Genomic DNA, 18,003 nt, shown 5'->3' on the forward strand with positions numbered 1-18,003 from the left:
TCGGGTTCGGGTAGCCGCGCCGCCATGGCTCGAATAGGTCTATCCAGCAGGACAGAACGCCTCAAACGCCGTACCCTCCTCGTCGGCACCGCCGCGGGCGCCGCTACGGCGCTCGGCGCGACCGGGTGCGCGCGGGTCGCCTCCGGCGACACCCTCGACCGGCTCAGATCCCAGCGCACCGTCCGCCTCGGCATCGCCGGCGAGGTGCCCTACGGCTACGTCGACGAGCAGGGCGCGTTCACCGGCGAGGCCCCCGAGCTGGCCCGGGTGATCTTCCGGCGCCTCGGCATCGCGAACGTCCAGCCGGTGGCGACCGACTTCGCCTCGCTCATCCCCGGCCTCAACTCCCAGCAGTTCGACGTCGTCTCCGCCGGGATGTACATCAACAAGGAGCGCTGCGCCCAGGTCCTGTTCGCCGACCCCGAGTACCAGATGCTCGACTCCTTCATCGTCCGCAAGGGCAACCCGAAGGGCCTGCGGTCCTACGAGGACGTGGTGCGCCGGAAGGCGCGCTTCGCCACCGGCAGCGGCTACGCCGAGATCGCGTACGCCGTCGCCGCCGGTTACCCCGAGAAGGACATCGTGATCCTCCAGGACCAGGTCGCCGGGTTGAACGCGGTCGAGTCCGGCCGGGTCGACGTGTTCGCGGGGACCGCCCTCACCGCCCGTTCCGTGGTGCGTAAATCGGCCAAGGCCGAGGCCACCGAACCCTTCGCCGCCGTCGTCGACGGCAAGCGGAAGATCGACGGCGGCGGCTTCGCCTTCCGGCCCACCGACACCTCCCTGCGGGACGCCTTCAACGTCGAGCTGCACAAGATGAAGAAGAGCGGCGAACTCTTCCGGATCCTGCGGCGCTTCGGCTTCACCGAGTCCGAGATGACCACCCTCACCGCCGAGGAGCTGTGCCGATGACCGCGGGACTCTGGCAGAACTGGGTCCTGCCCGGCATCTGGATCACCCTCCAGCTCCTGATCGCCTCCGCCGCGCTCGCCGCGCTGGTCGCCTTCACCGTCGGCACGGCCCGCACCCACCGCGCCCGTACGGTGCGCTTCCTCGCCGGGCTCTACACCGAGGTCTTCCGCGGCACCTCCGCGCTGATCCTGATGTTCTGGCTCTTCTTCGTGCTGCCGCCGCTGATCGGCTGGCAGCTCGTCCCGATGTGGGCGGCGATCCTCGCGCTCGGCCTCTCCTACGGGGCCTACGGCGCCGAGATCGTGCGCGGCGGCCTGAACGCCGTACCCCGGGCGCAGCGGGAGGCGGGCATCGCGCTCAGCCTCACGCCCTGGCAGCGGCTGCGGCTGGTCCTGCTCCCGCAGGCCGTGCCCGAGATGATCCCGCCCTTCTGCAACCTCCTCGTCGAGCTGCTCAAGGGCACCGCGCTGGTCTCGCTGCTCGGCGTCGGCGACGTGTCGTTCGCCGCGTACCTGGTGCGGCTCGCGACCCAGGAGAGCGGCGGGATCTACACCGTCACCCTCCTCGTGTACTTCGTGATCGCGCTGGTGATCACCCGCTCCATGAAGGCCCTGGAGCGACGCACCAAGGCGAACCTGGGGGTGGTGGCCAAGTGAACTGGGACTGGTCCGCGGTGGCGGACTTCATGCCGCGCTTCTGGGACGGGCTGCTCGTCACCCTCCAGGTGCTCGTCCTCGGCTCGCTGCTCTCGTTCACCCTCGGTCTGGTGTGGGCGCTCGGCTTCCGGGCCCCCAGCCGGTTCGTCCGGTGGCCGGTGCACGCCGTCACCGAGTTCGTGCGCACCACCCCGCTGCTCGTGCAGCTCTTCTTCCTCTTCTTCGTCCTGCCGGAGTGGGGGGTGCAGTTCTCCGCCCTGACCACCGGCACGCTCGCGATCGGGCTGCACTACTCGACGTACACCGCGCAGGTGTACCGCGCCGGCATCGACGCGGTCCCGGCCGGCCAGTGGGAGGCGGCCACGGCGCTCAGCCTGCCCCGCCACCGCACCTGGACGACGGTGATCCTGCCGCAGGCGCTGCGCCGGATCGCGCCCGCGCTCGGCAACTACGTCATCGCGATGCTGAAGGACACCCCGCTCCTGGCCGGGATCAGCGTGCTGGAACTCCTCCAGCAGTCCCGGCTGGAGAGCGCCGCCACCTTCCAGTACACCGAGCCGCTCACCGTGGTCGGTGTGGCGTTCGTCCTGATCGCGTACCCCGCTTCCCTGCTCGTCCGCACCCTGGAGCGCCGCCTTGCCCACTGAAACCGACCATGACCTGATCCGCTTCGAGAACGTCACCAAGCGGTTCGGGGACAACACCGTCCTCGACGATCTCTGCTTCTCGGTCCGGCCCGGCGAGCACGTCACCCTGATCGGACCTTCCGGTTCCGGAAAGACGACCATCCTGCGGCTCCTGATGACCTTGGAGAAGCCCGACGCGGGGACCATCCGGGTCAACGGCGGAAAGCTGTACCCGGCCGACGAGAAGCACCGGCGAGAGGTCCGCAAGAAGATCGGCATGGTCTTCCAGCACTTCAACCTCTTCCCCCATATGTCCGTGTTGCGCAATATCACCGAGGCCCCGGTCCGGGCCCTCGGCAAGAGCCGGGAGGAGGCCGAGGCGCGCGGCCGCGAACTGCTCGACATGGTCGGACTCGGCGACAAGTGCGAGGCCAGACCCGCACAGCTCTCCGGCGGACAGCAGCAGCGGGTCGCGATCGCGCGGGCCCTGGCGATGGAGCCGCAGGTGCTGCTGCTCGACGAGGTCACCTCGGCGCTCGACCCGGAGCTGGTGGCCGGCGTGCTCGACCTGCTGCGGGACATCGCGCGGACGACGGACATCACGATGATCTGCGTGACGCACGAGATGAACTTCGCCCGGGACATCTCCGACCAGGTGCTGATGTTCGACGGCGGAAAGGTGATCGAGTCCGGTTCCCCGGAAAAAATCTTCTCGGATCCGGAGCACGAACGCACGCGCGAGTTCCTCGGCGCGGTGCTCTGACCTGAGCCTCTGTCGGGCAGGTGTGACCCTGGCATATGCCAGGGGGGTGAGCCCCAGTGCAGCCACCCGGGGCACCGCATCAAACTCGCCAACAGCCGCCCCGGAAACGGCTCTTGACGGCTATCGTGGTACGGAAGCTTGCGGTCACAACCTGGTAGGGGGAAACCGTGGCGCTGAAGCCCGAGCCCACCGCGCCGTTCCACTCGGTGCAATACGCCCTGCGCGTCCTCGAGACGGTCTCGCGGCACGGTGGCGGGGTGACGGACGTCCAGATCGCGCGTGAGACCGGTCTGCCCGTCGCCCATCTGGCGTCCCTGCTGCTCATGCTGCGCCGCGAGGGGTACGTCGAGCAGGTCGCCGACGGCGCGTACGTCATCGGCGACTCGCTCGTCCTCCTGGGCTCCGGCATGACCCGCCGCGAGGCCCTGGAGGGCAAGCTCCAGGAGACCCTGACCGAACTGCGCGACTCCGTCGGAGCCGCGGTCTACATCTCCCGGTACATCGACGGCGAGGTGAAGATCACCCAGTTCGCCGACGGCCCGCGGACGCCCAAGGTCAACGAGTGGGTCGACTTCCGCTCGGCCGCGCACGCCAGCGCCGTCGGCAAGTGCCTGCTCACCCAGCTCGACCAGAACGGCCGCCGGGACCACCTCTCCCGCCACAAGATCGCCCGGCTCACCTCCCGGACGATCACCAACGAAAAGGTGCTCTTCTCCAAGCTCGACAGCCAGCCGCCGACCGTCCCCGTGCTCGACCTGCAGGAGTACGCCGTGGGCACGGTCTGCGCGGCGGTGCCGCTGACGGCCGGCGCCTCCGTGGGCTGCCTCGCGCTCTCCCTGCCGATCGAGCACGCCCACCGGCTGCGCTCCGCCGCGGACACCCTGAACCGCAGAGCCGCGCCCGTGGTCCTCTCGCTGGCGATCTAGAACGTGTCCGGAAACCATCGACCCCCGGCCTGCGGGCCCGGGCCACGGGGGTGAGGGAGCCGCCCGGCGTGGCGACGCGTGGGGTGGTCCGGAGCACCCCTGGGGACCGGGTAGTATTTTCTCTGTCAGCAGGCGCCGCTAGCTCAGTTGGTTAGAGCAGCTGACTCTTAATCAGCGGGTCCGGGGTTCGAGTCCCTGGCGGCGCACAGACGGAAGAAGCCCCTCGCGGAAGCGGGGGGCTTCTTCGTGTGCCCGATGCGCCCCTCAGGGCGGCGGGAGCGGGCGGCCGTGGGCGGCATGGCGGGCACGGAGTTCCGAGACGGCGGCGGGGGTCAGCCGCTCGTACGGCGCCCCGGGGGCGGGGCGCCACCAGACGGGGTCCTCGCAGAGGAAGCCCTCCCGGCGCAGGGCCACGCGGTGGATCTTGTTGGTGGCCGTGAGGGGCAGCTCGTCCACGACCCGGACGAAGCGCGGCGGCATCTTCGTCCCGAGATCGGTCTGGGCGGCGAGAAAGGCCTCGAAGCCGGCCGGGTCGAAGCGGGCACGGGAGGCGGGGCCGGGGGCGGAGGCGGGCGGGGGCGCGCCGCCGATGTCGGGGCCGGGGGCGGAGGCGGGCGGGGGCGCGCCGCCGATGTCGGGGCCGGAAGCGGAGACGGGCGGGGGCGCGCCGCCGATGTCGGGGCCGGTCCTGGGGGCCGGCTCGGGCTCGGGGCCGGGGCCCGGCGCCGAGGCGCGCAAGGCGATCGCCGCCATGACCTGGTCGCCCGCGACCGGGTCGGGTATCGCGTAGACCGCGACCCCGGCCGCCTGATCCCAGCGGGAGAGGATCCCCTCGATCACCGCCGCCGCCAGGTTCTCGCTGTCCACCCGCAGCCGGTCGTCCGTACGCCCGGCGAAGTAGAGGAAGCCCCGCGCGTCCCGGTAGAAGAGGTCCCCGGTCCAGTACCAGCCGCCCCGGCGCCGGGCCGCGTCCGCCTCGGGGTTGCGCCAGTAGCCCTCGAAGGGGCTCCGCCCACGGTTGACCAGTTCGCCGATCGCCGCCTCGGCGTTGAGCAGGCCACCCGAGGGCGAGAGCACGGCCCGCGCGCACTCCGCGCCGGTCGCCGGGTCCACCACCGCCAGGTCGTCCCCCGGCGCGGCCCGCCCGATCGCCCCCGCCGGCGTGTCCGGGGTCCGCTGGATCGCCGCGCCGCCCTCCGAGGAGCCGTACCCCTCCACGAGCCGGGCGCCGAACCGCGCCTCGAAGCGGGCGGCGTCCACCGTGCCCGCCTCCGTACCGAAGCCGAGGCGCAGCCCGTGCGCCCGGTCGTCCGGCCCCGCCGGGGTGGCCAGGAGGTACTGGATCGCCCGGCCGACATAGGTGAAGTACGTGGCGCCGAACTCCCGTACGTCGGGCAGGAAACGGGAGGCCGAGAAACGGGCCCGCAGCGCCACCCCCGCCCCGGCCGCCAGCGCGGGGGCCCAGTCGGCGATCACCGCGTTGCCGTGGAACATCGGCATGCAGACGTAGTGGACGTCGTCGGGCCGCACGGCGAAGTGCGCGGCGAGCGAACCGCCCGCGGCCGCCAGGCGCCGCTGGGTGCAGATCGCCGCCTTCGGCGCGCCGGTCGAGCCGGAGGTGAAGTAGAGCAGCATCCGGCTGTCCGGCGTGACCGGGCGGACCACCGCCTCGCCCGGCTTCGCGCCCTCGAACGGCGCGAGGAGCGCGCGGTACGCGTCGGTGTCGGTCACCAGCAGCCGTACGCCCGGCAGCGGGACGCCGTCGAGCAGGGGAAGGTACGCACGCCGGGTGACCAGGATCCGGCACTCGGTGTGCCGGATGTCCCGGGCCAGTTCGGCCCCGCGCCGGGTGGGGTTGATCCCGGCGACGGCGGCCCCCGCGAGGGCCGCCGCGCTCAGCCAGAGCGGGTACTCCGGTGAGTTGTCGAGCAGGACCCCGAGGTGCGGCTCGGCACCCCGAGGCAGCAGGTCCACGAGCAGCGCGGCCCGCGCGGCGGCGCCCGCGGCGACCTGGTGGTGGGTGAGAGCGTGGTGCTCGTCCCTCAGTCCGATCCGGTGGTCGCCCCATTGGCGCCGTACGAGCTCCGCGACGGTGTCCGCACCCCTCATGGGCCGGACCATAACTGACGAACCGTCAGAACTGAACATCCGAACAGGCGTAGAAGGCGTTCGCCGTGTCGGCGACCGTCCACACCGCCAGGATCAGGTGCTTGCCGGTCTTGCCCGCCGGGATCGTCCCGGAGTGCGAGAGCGTGGCCGGCGGCTGCTGGCTGTTGTACGGGACGGTCAGGAAGGGCTGCGAGTCGAGAGCGGCCCTGGTGAGCGGCTTGGTCCGGTCCCAGCCGTTCTTGGTGATGTAGTACCGGAAATCGGTGGTGCGGTGGCGGGCGGTGAACTGCCAGCGGAAGCTGTAGCTCTGGCCCGCCGTGACCTGGGTGGCGGGCCAGTTGCCGCCGCGCGGGTCGTCCAGCTGGGAGAAGTGCGAGATGCCGGCCGAGCAGAGTTTTCCGTCGGCGGGGCCGGCGGAGGGGAAGCCCTTGGGGCCCTCGACCGACTGCGGCTCCCACTGGATGGAGCCGCAGTTGGTCACGGTGCCGTTGGCGCAGAGCTTCTGCCTGCTGATCGGAGAGTCGGTGTAGCCATGGCTGCTGGCGCTGCTGGTGGCGAAGAGGGAGGCGCCGGCGACGCCGAGCGCCACCGCCGCCACGCCTATCTTTTTGCGCATGCTGTCGCTCCTGATGAACGTGGGGGAGTTCGATGAGCCGTGCTGCACGCGTGCGGCAGTCGTGCGGCACCGCCGCGGGACTTCCGCGGTAGTACCTATTCCGGTCTAGACCAAGTACCAAGGTATGGACGGAACTTGCCTCTGTCCAGACCCGTCACGCGCCCTCTCCCGGGCCCGACCGGCCGGTGTAGAACGCCACCGTCAGGTCCTTGACCAGCGCCTTGCGGTCGTAGTCGTCCAGCTCCACCAGACCACGCGTGGTCAGCCGGTGGACCACGTCGTCCACCGCGTCCACGACGGCGGTCAGCACGCTGTCCCGGTGCTTGGCGTCGATCGCGGCGATCCGGCGGCGCCGCATCGCGGCGGCCAGCTCGGGGGCGTACTCGATCCGGGTCGGCTGCGCCGAGAACACGTCGATCCCGACCGGCGCGCACTCCGCGGAGAGCATCCGGGTCAGGGCCTCGCCGACCGCCTCCGCGTCCCGCAGGGTGGGGGCGTCCTCGTGGAACGCGTCGGCGGGGAGCTGGGACAGGACCCGCGCCATGGCCGCCTCGACCTGCTCGCGCAGGTACTCCTCGTGGCCCTCGACCCCCAGGGCGGCGCGGACGGTGTCCCGGATGCGCCAGACCACGAGCACCACCACATCGAGCGCGGTGCCCTTGGCGTCCACGGCGGGCAGCGGCTCGCTGCGCCAGTGGCGGAGGCGGACGTCGACCCGGCGGCGCAGCAGGAGCGGGCTGATCCAGACGAGGCCGGTACGGCGGACGCTGCCGCGGTAGTCGCCGAAGAGGGTCAGGACCCAGGCGTAGCCGACGCGGCCGCGGCCGAGACCGCCGAAGGAGAAGAGGGCGGCCAGGACGCCGAGGGCGAGCAGCCCCCACTGTCCGAGGTGGATGCCGTGGTACGGGCGCGGGGACAGCCGGAGCATCCGGTCGACCGCCCCGGGCACCGCGCCGGTCCACCACACCACGGCCGCGCAGCCGGCGAGCGCCAGCAGACCGCCGAGGATGCCGAGCCACCCGGGGAACGCCCTGCCCGGACGCTCGACGAGCTGGGGGTCGGCGGTGGGGGCGGGGCGGGCGGGCTCCGGGCGGGCGTGCTTGGGGAGGGCCGGCCTGGTGGACGGCGTGGGGGACGCCGGGGCGGCGCCGGCCGTCCGCGGGGTGGCGGGCGCGAGGGCCACGGCGGCGGCGAGGGCGACGGTGGCCGGACCGCCGTCGTCGTCCCCGCGGGGCGCGTCGCCCGCGGGGCGCTCGGGCTCGTCGCGGAAGAGGAGGTGCACCGGGATCGACCCGGTCGTCTCGTTCCCGATCACCGTCTTGCGCCGCGGCAGCGAGCGCGGCGGGGCCTGCCTGGCCCGCACGGAGGTGACCTCGGCGACGACGGGCACGGTGATCGTACGGACCCCGGCGGCGGCGATCCGCCGGAAGTCGGCGGTCCGCCGCCCGCCACCGGACGGGGCGGCGCCCTTGGGGGGACGGGGGCCGGTCGTCGGGGTTCCGGGGCCGCTGCCGGTCGGGGTGCCGGTTCCGGCGAGAGTGGTGCTGATCCGCGCGTGGGGCCCGGCGGGGAAGGTCGGATGCACGGGGTCCACGACGCCCGTCGGGGCCGTACCCTCTCGGGGCTCCGGGTCGGCGGGGATGGTCGAGTCCGTGGCACCGCCGCTCGCGGGGGTGTCCCCCGGTACGGGCTCCGGGGCGTGGGAAGCCGCCGGCTCCGCGGCGTCCGCTCCGCCCGCGTCGGCGGGAGGCTTCGCGTGCGCGGGACCCGGCCTGGTCGCCTGCCCCGCACCGGCAAGGGTCTCCGGAGCGGCGGTCTCCGCACCCGCTTCGGAGCGAGGCTTCGCGTGCGCGGGACCCGGGCCGGCCACCCGACCCGCACCGGCCGGGGCCTCCGCAACCGCCGTCTTCGTGCCCTCGTCAGCGGCCGGTGAGGTGTCCGCCGTCGCCGCGGGCGCCTCGTCCGTCGGCGTGGGCACGCTGGGCGCGGCGGCCTCGCGCACGGCGTCCGCGTCGGCGGGCGTGGCCGTGTCCGGAGCCGTAGAACCGTCGCCGGCCGTCTCGCCGGAGCCCGCCGGGTCCGCCGGAGCGGGGTCCGGGGGCGAGTCCTCGGGAGCGCGGTCGGGGGCCGGGGCCTCGGGGGGCAGCAGGCCGACCGGGTCCGTCGGGCCCGAGACGTTCACCGGGCCCGGCAGGTCGGCCTTCGGGGTGGGCTCGTCGCTCCGCGAACCCGGTGACGCGACCGGGGTCGTCGTGGCCAGGTCGCCGTCCAGGCCGGCGGGAGCGGCCTCCGGCTCGGGAGCCGGCGCGGACCGCTTCGGCCGCCACGCGCGGAGCTCGTCCGTCAGGCGTCTCGCCGTGCGGGCCGCGTCGCGCGAGGCCGCCGCGCCGCCGTCGGGCGCCGGGCCCAGCGGGTTCGGGGTCGATCGGGTCATTCGGTCCACCTCATGCTCTCGGGTTCATCGGAACAGGCGCCGCCAGGTCTCCGGGCCCGGGTAACCGTCGGCCGCGCCGCCGCGCCATCCCTGTGCCCGCTGGAACGCCTCGACATTGCGACGGTCCGCCTCCGACCAGCGCGGACCGGGACCCGACACGTAGTGCTTGCCGTAGCCCCGCTTCACCAACTGTTTGCCCAGCTTCTCCACATATGCGTTGGATTGGCCCGGACGGAAGGAGCCACGCCCGGGGAACCCCGGCGCATCTGCGCTCGATCCGCCCGAACCACTCGAACCGCCGATGTTCCTGCCCTTGCCGGTCACCAGCAGCCGCCAGGTGTGGGGGCCCGGCAGGCCGTTCGCCTCCGCGCCCTTCCAGCCCTGCGCCCGCTGGAACGCCTGGGTCGCCCGGCGGTCCGCGTCGCTCCAGTTCGGCCCCGGGCCCGTGCGGTAGTACGTCGTGGCGCCCCGCCCCACGAGCAGTCGCCCTAGCTGGGTGACGTAGGCGTTGCGGGCACCGGGGCCGAACATCGCGTCACCGGGGTACGGCGTCGCCGCCGCACCCGGTCCGCCGCCCGCGGGGGTGCCGCCCGTCACCGCGCCTGCGCTCACCACCGCCTTGTAGCGGTAGGCGACATAGCGGTCGGAGTGGGTCCAGTACGCCAGGGGTGTCGCCTGCTGACGGGTGCGCGGCTTGGTCTGCTCGTAGGCGACGTACGACGTGTGGGTGTAGTCCGTCCAGCCGCCGAAGATCGTGACGTGCGAGCCCTTGTTCGGATCGGCCGGGTTGTGGAAGAGCAGGATGTCGCCCGGCTGCAGCTCGGTGCGGTCGATCCGCTCGGCGAAACGGTCGAGGCTGCCGGTCCACTCGTTGGCGCGCAGGTTCCACGCCATGGAGATGTAGCCCGAGCAGTCCTGGCGGTAGCCGTCCGACCAGTACCTCTCCAACGAGTACGGCACCTGCGCGTTCACCCACCGCTTGGCTCGGTTGATGATCTCGGCGCGGGTCGTCTTCCGCAGGGACTCGGTGGTGATCTGACTGGTCGTCGGAGTCGAGACGGGGGACGGCTGCGAGGCGGGGCCGTGGGCTCCGGGGCGGGGGGTTCCGTGCAGCGGGCCGGTCCCGCCCTGCGGGGTGTCGGGGGCGGGGCCCGAGGTGTCCGCGCCCCCGACGCGCGGGGAGGCGACCACCTCGGCCGCCTCCCTCACCTCTCCCGAATCCTCCGCCCCTGCGGTGTCGGAGACCACCGTCGTTTCCGCGGCTCCGGCCCGCTCGGCCCTCGTCTCCGCCGGGCCCGCGGGGTCGGCCGGCCCGGCCAGGGCAGTCGGTCCCCCGCCGCCCAGGACCGCTCCCGCCGCCGTCACCAGGACCAGCGCCCGGCGCGCTCCGTGCGCGGCGGGATGGCCGCCCGCCCGCACGGGCAGGCCGAGGGCGACATCGCGCCGCCGTTGGGCGCAGCCCGGGCAGCCGCAGTCGGCCGCGGGCTCGTACTCCACGAAGACCGGCACGCTCATGCGCATCCCCTCCACACTCGTCAAGATCTTTTGGCCTGCGATACGGGCGTCAGTGTCTCAACTGTCTGGACATATCGCATTTTGACGGATCGAAGGTAAAAAAGACGATCCGACAGGCCGGTGATCGGTCGGAAATGGTCGGGAGCACGCGCGGGGATCGGGTAAAGTTGTGCAGGTCAGCAGGCGCCGCTAGCTCAGTTGGTTAGAGCAGCTGACTCTTAATCAGCGGGTCCGGGGTTCGAGTCCCTGGCGGCGCACGCAGAGTCGAGGCCCCCTCACCATCGGTGAGGGGGCCTCGGTCGTTCCCGGGCGTGGACCGCGCCGGCTCAGGGCGGAGGCGTCGCGCCCGTGAGGTAGGCGGAGACGACGACGTTCGCCGTGTACGTCCCGACCGTGGGGTCGAAGGTGCCGCCGCAGGTGATCAGCCGCAGCTCGGCCCGGCCGGGCACCCGCGGGCCGTAGACCTGGTGGGGGTCGAAGCCGTCCCGGGGGACGACCCGCACGTCGTCGACGGTGAACTCGGCGACCGAGCCGTCCGACCGCGCCACCCGGACCTTCGCGCCGGGGCGGGCGGAGCTCAGCCCGTAGAAGACGGCCGGCCGGGACGCGGTGTCGACATGGCCGACGAAGAGCGCCGGCCCCCGCGCCCCCGGCCGCGTACCGCCCTCGAACCAGCCGACGGACCCGGCCGACTCGTACGGCGGGGGGTCGACCGCGCCCGTACGGTCCAGGCCGCGGGGTACCACCGGAGCGGTGACGCCCAGGGAGGGAACGTCGAGCCGGCGGGGCGTCGCGGACGGCAGTGGGCCGTGCGCGGGAGGCAGGGGGGCGTCGAGCGTACGGCCGATCGCGGCGATGTCGCCGTGGGCCGGCGCCGGGTCGTCGCCCGGCCCTTCCCCGCCGCCGCCGTCCCAGAGGCAGAGGGCGAGGAGCAGCACCGCCCAGCCGGCGCCGGTCAGCACCCGCCCGGTGCCGGCCGGGCGGGGCGCGCGGGACACGCGGGTGCCTCAGTCCGCGCGCCCGGCCGCGTCCTCGCGGCCGCGGCGGGCGCTGCGGAAGGCGACGGCCACGGCGGCGACCGCGGCCATGATCAGGCCGACCAGGGTGTAGGGGGTGCCGAGGCCGCTCTCCGACGCGGTCTGCGCGACGCTCGGCGCGACCGGCGCGGCGAAGGCCACGGCGGCGCCGCCGCCGCCGGCGCGGACCGGGGCGACCGGCGTCGCGTGATGCGTCGGCCGGTGGTCGGACTCGTACACCGGCTCGTGGGTGGGGCGGTGCGACGGCTCGTGCGGGGGCCGATGGGTCGGCTCGTGCGTGGGCCGAGGGCTCGGCTTGTGCGGGGGCTCGCTCTGCCGCCGGACGTGGAGCGTCCCGGCGTCCCGGTGGTGGTGACCGTCGCAGGTCACGCTCACCCGGTACGTCCCGCCCTGGAGCCCGGCCCGGAGCGTGGCGCCGCCGAGGAGCGGCGAGATGCCCCCGTCCCAGCCGGCCAGGCGCGCCTCGGCGACGAACGCCTGGGACGCGGCGGTGCCGGTCCGGCCGTGGCAGCCGTGGACGCGGATGCCGACGGCGGCGCCCGGCCGGGCGGTGGACGGGGTGATCGTGACCCTCACCCCGTCGTGCGCGTACGCGCTGCCGGCCGTGGGCACCAGGACGAAGACGGCCGCCGCCCCGGCGGCACACAGGGCAATGGGACCAGAACGCATCGTGACCTCCTGAGATGCAGGGTCACCCCGTTCCCGTCTTCGCGCATCCGCAGGGGCGCGACCAGGGGACGGCCCCCGTCGGTCAGACGCGGTCGACGATGTCCGCGATCGAGTCGACGATCTTCGACGGGCGGAAGGGGTAGCGGTCCACCTCGGCCTGCGTCGTCAGCCCGGTGAGCACGAGGAAGGTCTGCATGCCCGCCTCCAGGCCGGCCAGGATGTCGGTGTCCATCCGGTCGCCGATCATGGCGCTGGACTCGGAGTGGGCGCCGATGGCGTTGAGGCCGGTGCGCATCATCAGCGGGTTGGGCTTGCCCGCGAAGTACGGGTCCTTGCCGGTGGCCTTGGTGATGAGGGCGGCGACGGAGCCGGTGGCCGGGAGCGGGCCCTCCAGGGAGGGGCCGGTCTCGTCGGGGTTGGTGCAGATGAACCGGGCGCCCGCGTTGATCAGCCGGACCGCCTTCGTCATGGCCTCGAAGGAGTACGTCCGGGTCTCGCCGAGGACCACGTAGTCCGGGTCGTGGTCGGTGAGGACGTAGCCGATGTCGTGCAGCGCCGTGGTGAGCCCGGCCTCGCCGATGACGTACGCCGTGCCGCCGGGGCGCTGGTCGTCGAGGAAGCGGGCGGTGGCCAGCGCGGAGGTCCAGATGTTCTCCACGGGCACGTCCAGGCCCATGCGGGCGAGCCGGGCGTGGAGGTCGCGGGCGGTGTAGATCGAGTTGTTGGTGAGGACCAGGAAGGGCTTCCCGGTCTCCCGCAGCTTCTTGATGAAGGCGTCCGCGCCGGGGATCGGAACGCCCTCGTGGATGAGGACGCCGTCCATGTCGGTCAGCCAGGATTCGATCGGCTTGCGCTCTGCCATGTGCGGGGACTCCTGCCGTACAAAAACGTGCCGTGTGCTGGGGGCGCCGCGACAGCGCTGTGGCGACGCCCCCAGACTAGTCAAGACGTGGTGATCCCGACCCCGTCGATCACCCGGTACCGCGCTCGAGTGGTGGCAGGTCAGCTTCCGGTGGCCGACTTCCAGGCCTCGATGTACGTCTTCAGGTTCTCGTCGATGTCGGCCCAGTCCGGCTCGAAGATCTCGACGCCCTTCAGCAGCCCGGCCAGCGCGATCGCGTTGGCGTCGGTGGCCTTGACGTCCTTGCGGGCCGGGAACCCGCCGCCGATCTCGCTGACCTGGCGCTGCGCCTTCTCGGCGAGCATGAAGTCGAGCAGCTTCTTGGCGTTCTCGCTGTGCGGGGCCTTGTTCACGAGCCCCGCGGCGTACGGCAGGGCGAAGGTGGTCGGCTTCTCGCCGGCCTTGGCCGGGAACCAGATGCCGAGGTTCGGCATGGACTTGGACTGGGCGAAGTTCATCTGGACGTCGCCGTTGGCGACGAGTATCTCGCCCTTGTCGACCTTGGGCGCGAGCTTGGAGGTGGAGGAGGACGGGCCGACGTTGTTGGCCTGGAGCTTCTTCAGGTACTCCATCGCCGGCTCCTGGCCGTCGAAGTCGTGCATCGCCTTGATGACGACGGCCGTGCCGTCACCGGCGACACCGGGGGTGGAGTACTGCAGCTTGTTCTCGAACTTCGGGTCGAGCAGCTCCTCCCATGTCTTGGGGGCCTGCTCGAGCTGCTCCTTGTTGTAGATGAAGCCGAAGTAGTTGTTGACCACCGAGGTCCACTTGCCGTCCTCGGCCTTGTCGCCGCCGCCGACCCATTCCGCGCCCTCGGGGACGTACGTCTGGAGGAGTCCCTTGGAGTCGGCCTGCTGGATGAAGGGCGGCAGGGTCACGATGATGTCGGCCTGCGTGTTGTTCTTCTCGCGGACGGCGCGCTGCACCATCTCGCCGGAGCCGCCCTCGACGTACTCGACCTTGATGCCGGTCTGCTTCTCGAAGTCGGCGAAGACCTTGTCGTACCAGCCGTCGCCCTTCTCGCCCTTGAGACCGTCGGCGCTGTAGACGGTGACGACCTTCTCGGTGGAGGCGGTGGAGGTGCCCCCGCAGGCGGTCAGGGTGGCGGCGAGGACGAGGCTGCCGGTGACGGCGGCGATCGGCTTGAGGTGCTGGGACGTGGTGCGCATGACGTCGTTCTCTCCTGTGTGCGGCGGGGCTTCGCGGGGACGACCGCGCGGGGGACGGACCGCGCGGGGAACGGACCGAGCCGGGGCTCGGGGGCTCAGCGGTAGGACGCTTTGGTACGGATCCGGGAGACGGCGAGCAGGACGAGCAGGGTGGTCGCCATCAGGACCACGGCGAGCGCCGAGCCGGTGAAGAGGGAGCCGCGGTCGGTGGCGGTGAAGATGAGCACCGGCAACGGCAGCCAGTCCGGCGGGTAGAGCATCATCGTGGCGCTCAGCTCGCCCATGGACAGGGCGAAGCAGAGCCCGGCGGCCGCGTTCAGGGACGGCAGCAGGAGCGGCAGCTTCACCCGGAGCAGGACGTACGCGGGGCCGGCGCCCAGACTGGCCGCCGCCTGCTCGTACATCGGGTCGAGCCGGCGGATGGCGGCCGAGACCGACTGGTAGGCGAAGGCCGTGACCAGAACGGTGTGCGCCAGGATCACGATCCAGCGCGTGCCGTTGAGGAGCACCGGCGGCTGCGAGAAGGCGACCAGGACGGCGAGGCCCACCACCACCGACGGCACCGCGACCGGCAGCATGAACAGCGCGTCCAGGGCCCTGCGGCCCCGCTTGCGCAGGGCGGAGGCGGCGAGCGCCGCCCAGGTGCCCATCGTCAGGGCGAGGACGCTCGCGGTGACCGCCGTGATCAGGCTGGTGGTGAGCGCCTGCAGGGACTCCCCGCGCACGGCGGCCGCGTAGTGCTCGGCCGTCGGCCCGGAGGGGAAGGCGCCGGACCAGTTCGTGGAGAAGGAGGCGGCGATGATGACGAGGAGGGGCAGGGCGAAGAGCGGGACGAAGAGGACCGCGAACACCGCCCACGCCGTCCACCTGCCCGTTCGGCTATGCACCAGCACGGCGGCTCACCACCCGGTAGAGGCCGTAGAGACCCACGGAGATCGCGACGTTGACGACGGCGACGACACAGGCGGCGGCGTAGTCGGACTCGAGAATGGCCTTGCCGTAGACGAGCATGGGGAGCGTCGTGACGCCCTTGGCGCCGGTGAACAGCACGATCCCGAACTCGTTGAGGCACATGACCAGGACGAGGCTGCCACCGGCGGCGAGCGCGGGCAGCGCCTCGGGCAGGATCACCTGCCGGACGATCCGCAGCGGCCGCGCGCCCAGCGAGGACGCCGCCTCCAGCTGCCCCGTCTCCATCTGCGAGAACGCGGCGAGGAGCGGACGCATCACGAAGGGCGTGAAGTACGTGATCTCCGCGAGGAGGACGCCCCAGGGAGTCGTCAGGAACCGGAAGGGCCCGGCGGAGGCGCCGGTGACGTCCGTCCACACCCCGTTGGCCATGCCGACCGTGCCGTAGACGAACAGCAGGGCGAGCGTGATCAGGAAGGACGGGAAGGAGAGGAAGACGTCGATGAACTTCGACACCGCCTTCCCGCCGGGGAAGGGGACGAACGCGATGACCAGGGCGAGCACGAACCCCAGGACCAGACACCCGACCGTGGAGGCGACCGCGAGCCACACGGTGGTGACCAGGGCCTCCCGGAACGCCTCGGAGGCGAAGACGTCGGCATAGGCGCCGGGGGCGAGGGACTCCTGGACGACGAGGGCCAGGGGGTAGAGGAAGACGAGCGCCAGGACGGCCACGGGAGGCAGCGCCCACAGCAGCGTGGTGGGCACCCGGCGCGCGCCGGCGCCGGGCGGCCCTCCGCCCCGCCCGGACCGCCGGGACGGGCCCGGACCGGAACCGGAGACCGCACCGGAGGAGGCGGCGGAGGCGGTCCCGACGGGGCCCGGTGAGGAACCGACGGACACGGGACCGGAGGCTCCGGCGGGGCCCGTGGGCACCGCCCGCACGGATCCCTCCCCCGCGGGCGCTCCCCTCCCGCGTCGCCGTCCGGCCGTCACCGCCGGTGCGATCGCGTCACCCATGGGTCACCCCGCCTCCCAGCAGCACCGCGTCCTCCGGTGCGAAGTGCACGGTGACCCGGTCCCCGAGGGCGGGCGTCTCCCGCAACTCGCGGACGTCGGCCTTCACCCGCTGCCCTTCCCCGACATCGACGTACAGGCGGTGCGTCGCCCCCCGCCACTGCACCTCCGCGATCCGCCCCCGCAGCGCGTTCGGCCCGTCGCCGAGGCCGACCAGATGGGGGCGCACGCACAGCGTCGCGGTCGCTCCGGGCGCCGCCCGGTCGGTCGCGACGCTCAGCCGGGCGCCCCCGAAGGAGACCGTGCCGGCCCCCACCGTCACCGGCAGCAGGTTCGCGTTGCCGACGAACGAGGCCGTGAACTCCGTACGGGGACGGCGGTACAACTCCTGCGGGGTCCCGCAGTCCTGCAGCCGGGCCTTGTCCATGACCGCGATCCGGTCGGCCAGCGTCAGCGCCTCGACCTGGTCGTGGGTGACGTACAGGATCGACACGTCCGGGAGTTCCCGGTGCAGCCGGGCCAGCTCCGCCAGCATCCCGGAGCGCAGCTGCGCGTCGAGCGCCGACAGCGGCTCGTCGAGCAGCAGTACGTTCGGCCGGATCGCCAGCGCGCGGGCGATGGCGACCCGCTGCTGCTGCCCGCCGGACAGCTCGCGCGGATACCGCTTGGCGTAGGCCGCCATCCCGGTCATCTCCAGCGCCTCGGCGACCCTTCCGGGTATCTCGGCCTTGGGCGCCTTCCGGGCCTTCAGGCCGAAGGCCACGTTGTCCTCGACGCGCATGTGCGGGAAGAGGGCGTACTGCTGGACGACCATCCCGATCCCCCGCTTGTGCGGCGGGAGGGCCGTGACGTCGCGGTCGCCGATGAAGACCCGCCCGGAGACCGGCCGCACGAACCCGGCGACGGCCCGCAGCGCGGTCGTCTTCCCCGAGCCGGAGGGCCCGAGCAGTGCCATGACCTCGCCCGGCTCGACGGTCAGGTCGAGCGAGTCGAGCACGGTGTGGTGGCCGTAGGCGACCGAGACGGCGTCGAAGCGGATCCCGCTGGTCATGTCCCGGCCCCCCGCGACCGCGCGAGCAGGGCCGGGAGTTCGGCGACCGAGGGCAGGACGTGCGTGGCGCCGTGCTCCTTGAGCGCGCCCTCGTCGTGGGCCCCGGTCAGCACACCGGCCACGATCCCGGCCCCGGAGCGCACCCCGCTGAGCATGTCGTACGAGGTGTCGCCCGCGACCACGATCCGCCGCACGTCGTCGACGGCTCCGGTACGGAGGAAGGCGCCGAGGACCATGTCCGGGTACGGGCGCCCCCGGCCGCCGGCGTCCGCCGGGCACAGGGTCAGGGGGACCAGGTCGCGCCAGCCGAGGGCGTCGAGGATGGCGTCCTGGGTGACCCGGGCGAAGCCGGTGGTCAGGACGACCGTGCGGCCCTGCTCGGTCAGCTCGGCGATCGCCTCGGCGGCGCCGGGGATCGGAGCGATCAGGCCGCCCGCGACCAGCTCGCCGTACGCCTCCTCGAAGGCGAGGTTGGCCTGCTGGGCGCGGGCCTCGTCGCCGCCGAGGAGGTGGCGGAAGACGGAGATCTTGGACTCGCCCATGGTCGCCCGGACGTAGTCGATCATCGTCGCCGGATCCTCGCCGAGGCGCTCCGCGGCGGCCGTGAAGGCCCGCTCGACGAGGCCGCCGTCGGCGACGGTCGTCCCGGCCATGTCCAGGACGACGAGGTCGTGCGTCGGGGTGTCGGTCATG

The 18,003-nt window shown here is 72.9% G+C and carries 17 protein-coding genes and 2 tRNA genes; 7 read left to right on the forward strand and 12 right to left on the reverse strand.

Annotation, left to right across the window (positions count from 1 at the left end; genetic code table 11):
• Positions 1–24 precede the first annotated feature (24 nt).
• The 6 genes from ehuB (at position 25) to ACFZBD_RS24605 (ending at position 4,089) form a co-directional block, all read left to right on the forward strand.
• The gene (ehuB, locus tag ACFZBD_RS24580) at positions 25–912 is read left to right on the forward strand and encodes an ectoine/hydroxyectoine ABC transporter substrate-binding protein EhuB (protein WP_391143106.1); all 888 of its coding nucleotides are present in this window, start codon (positions 25–27) and stop codon (positions 910–912) included.
• Positions 909–1,568, forward strand: a complete 660-nt coding sequence (ehuC, locus tag ACFZBD_RS24585) for an ectoine/hydroxyectoine ABC transporter permease subunit EhuC (protein WP_391143108.1) — start codon at positions 909–911, stop codon at positions 1,566–1,568. Before ehuB ends, ehuC begins: the two co-directional genes overlap by 4 nt.
• Entirely contained in the window at positions 1,565–2,215 is a 651-nt protein-coding gene (ehuD, locus tag ACFZBD_RS24590) for an ectoine/hydroxyectoine ABC transporter permease subunit EhuD (protein WP_391143110.1), read from the forward strand. The genes ehuC and ehuD overlap by 4 nt, the downstream gene beginning before the upstream one ends.
• On the forward strand, positions 2,205–2,957 hold the full coding sequence (gene ehuA / locus ACFZBD_RS24595) for an ectoine/hydroxyectoine ABC transporter ATP-binding protein EhuA (RefSeq protein ID WP_391143111.1): 753 nt from the start codon (positions 2,205–2,207) through the stop codon (positions 2,955–2,957). Before ehuD ends, ehuA begins: the two co-directional genes overlap by 11 nt.
• A 167-nt stretch (positions 2,958–3,124) precedes the next feature.
• Complete coding sequence (locus tag ACFZBD_RS24600; RefSeq protein WP_391143114.1) at positions 3,125–3,883, forward strand: IclR family transcriptional regulator C-terminal domain-containing protein; 759 nt, start codon at positions 3,125–3,127, stop codon at positions 3,881–3,883.
• Positions 3,884–4,015: 132 nt separating this feature from the next.
• Positions 4,016–4,089 (forward strand) — tRNA-Lys (locus tag ACFZBD_RS24605).
• A gap of 58 nt (positions 4,090–4,147) precedes the next feature.
• On the opposite strand, the gene ACFZBD_RS24610 is transcribed toward ACFZBD_RS24605, so the two are convergent.
• From ACFZBD_RS24610 to ACFZBD_RS24625, 4 genes are all read right to left on the reverse strand, one after another.
• Complete coding sequence (locus tag ACFZBD_RS24610) at positions 4,148–5,992, reverse strand: AMP-binding protein (RefSeq protein ID WP_391143116.1); 1,845 nt, start codon at positions 5,990–5,992, stop codon at positions 4,148–4,150.
• 25 nt (positions 5,993–6,017) lie between these two features.
• On the reverse strand, positions 6,018–6,608 hold the full coding sequence (locus ACFZBD_RS24615; RefSeq protein ID WP_365715303.1) for a lytic polysaccharide monooxygenase: 591 nt from the start codon (positions 6,606–6,608) through the stop codon (positions 6,018–6,020).
• A gap of 154 nt (positions 6,609–6,762) precedes the next feature.
• Entirely contained in the window at positions 6,763–9,042 is a 2,280-nt protein-coding gene (locus ACFZBD_RS24620; RefSeq protein ID WP_391143120.1) for an SPFH domain-containing protein, read from the reverse strand.
• A gap of 24 nt (positions 9,043–9,066) precedes the next feature.
• Positions 9,067–10,557, reverse strand: coding sequence for a peptidoglycan-binding protein (locus ACFZBD_RS24625; protein WP_391143122.1), 1,491 nt, complete (start codon positions 10,555–10,557; stop codon positions 9,067–9,069).
• A 183-nt stretch (positions 10,558–10,740) separates the two neighbouring features.
• Here ACFZBD_RS24625 and ACFZBD_RS24630 point away from each other — a divergent pair.
• Positions 10,741–10,814, forward strand: a tRNA-Lys gene (locus ACFZBD_RS24630).
• A 69-nt stretch (positions 10,815–10,883) separates the two neighbouring features.
• Here the strand turns inward: ACFZBD_RS24630 and ACFZBD_RS24635 are convergent.
• From ACFZBD_RS24635 to ACFZBD_RS24670, 8 genes are all read right to left on the reverse strand, one after another.
• Positions 10,884–11,555: a class F sortase gene (locus tag ACFZBD_RS24635; protein ID WP_391143124.1), complete on the reverse strand. Its 672-nt coding sequence runs from the start codon at positions 11,553–11,555 to the stop codon at positions 10,884–10,886.
• Positions 11,556–11,564: 9 nt separating this feature from the next.
• The gene (locus ACFZBD_RS24640; RefSeq protein WP_391143127.1) at positions 11,565–12,263 is read right to left on the reverse strand and encodes a hypothetical protein; all 699 of its coding nucleotides are present in this window, start codon (positions 12,261–12,263) and stop codon (positions 11,565–11,567) included.
• A gap of 82 nt (positions 12,264–12,345) precedes the next feature.
• Positions 12,346–13,125 (reverse strand): HAD-IIA family hydrolase, encoded by a 780-nt coding sequence (locus ACFZBD_RS24645; RefSeq protein ID WP_391143131.1) that lies wholly within the window; start codon positions 13,123–13,125, stop codon positions 12,346–12,348.
• Between the two features lie 140 nt (positions 13,126–13,265).
• Positions 13,266–14,333 carry a 2-aminoethylphosphonate ABC transporter substrate-binding protein gene (locus tag ACFZBD_RS24650; protein WP_391143134.1) on the reverse strand — a complete coding sequence of 356 codons (1,068 nt, stop codon included), beginning with the start codon at positions 14,331–14,333 and terminating at the stop codon, positions 13,266–13,268.
• A gap of 95 nt (positions 14,334–14,428) precedes the next feature.
• Positions 14,429–15,226 (reverse strand): ABC transporter permease subunit, encoded by a 798-nt coding sequence (locus ACFZBD_RS24655; protein WP_391143138.1) that lies wholly within the window; start codon positions 15,224–15,226, stop codon positions 14,429–14,431.
• Positions 15,213–16,010 (reverse strand): 2-aminoethylphosphonate ABC transporter permease subunit, encoded by a 798-nt coding sequence (locus tag ACFZBD_RS24660; protein WP_391143360.1) that lies wholly within the window; start codon positions 16,008–16,010, stop codon positions 15,213–15,215. Before ACFZBD_RS24660 ends, ACFZBD_RS24655 begins: the two co-directional genes overlap by 14 nt.
• A 244-nt stretch (positions 16,011–16,254) precedes the next feature.
• Positions 16,255–17,310 (reverse strand): ATP-binding cassette domain-containing protein, encoded by a 1,056-nt coding sequence (locus ACFZBD_RS24665; RefSeq protein WP_391143141.1) that lies wholly within the window; start codon positions 17,308–17,310, stop codon positions 16,255–16,257.
• Positions 17,307–18,002, reverse strand: coding sequence for a phosphonatase-like hydrolase (locus ACFZBD_RS24670; RefSeq protein ID WP_391143144.1), 696 nt, complete (start codon positions 18,000–18,002; stop codon positions 17,307–17,309). The genes ACFZBD_RS24665 and ACFZBD_RS24670 overlap by 4 nt, the downstream gene beginning before the upstream one ends.
• Position 18,003: the final 1 nt, after the last annotated feature.

It is taken from the genome of Streptomyces sp. NPDC008121 (genome assembly GCF_042957155.1).
Classification (GTDB): Bacteria; Actinomycetota; Actinomycetes; order Streptomycetales; family Streptomycetaceae; genus Streptomyces.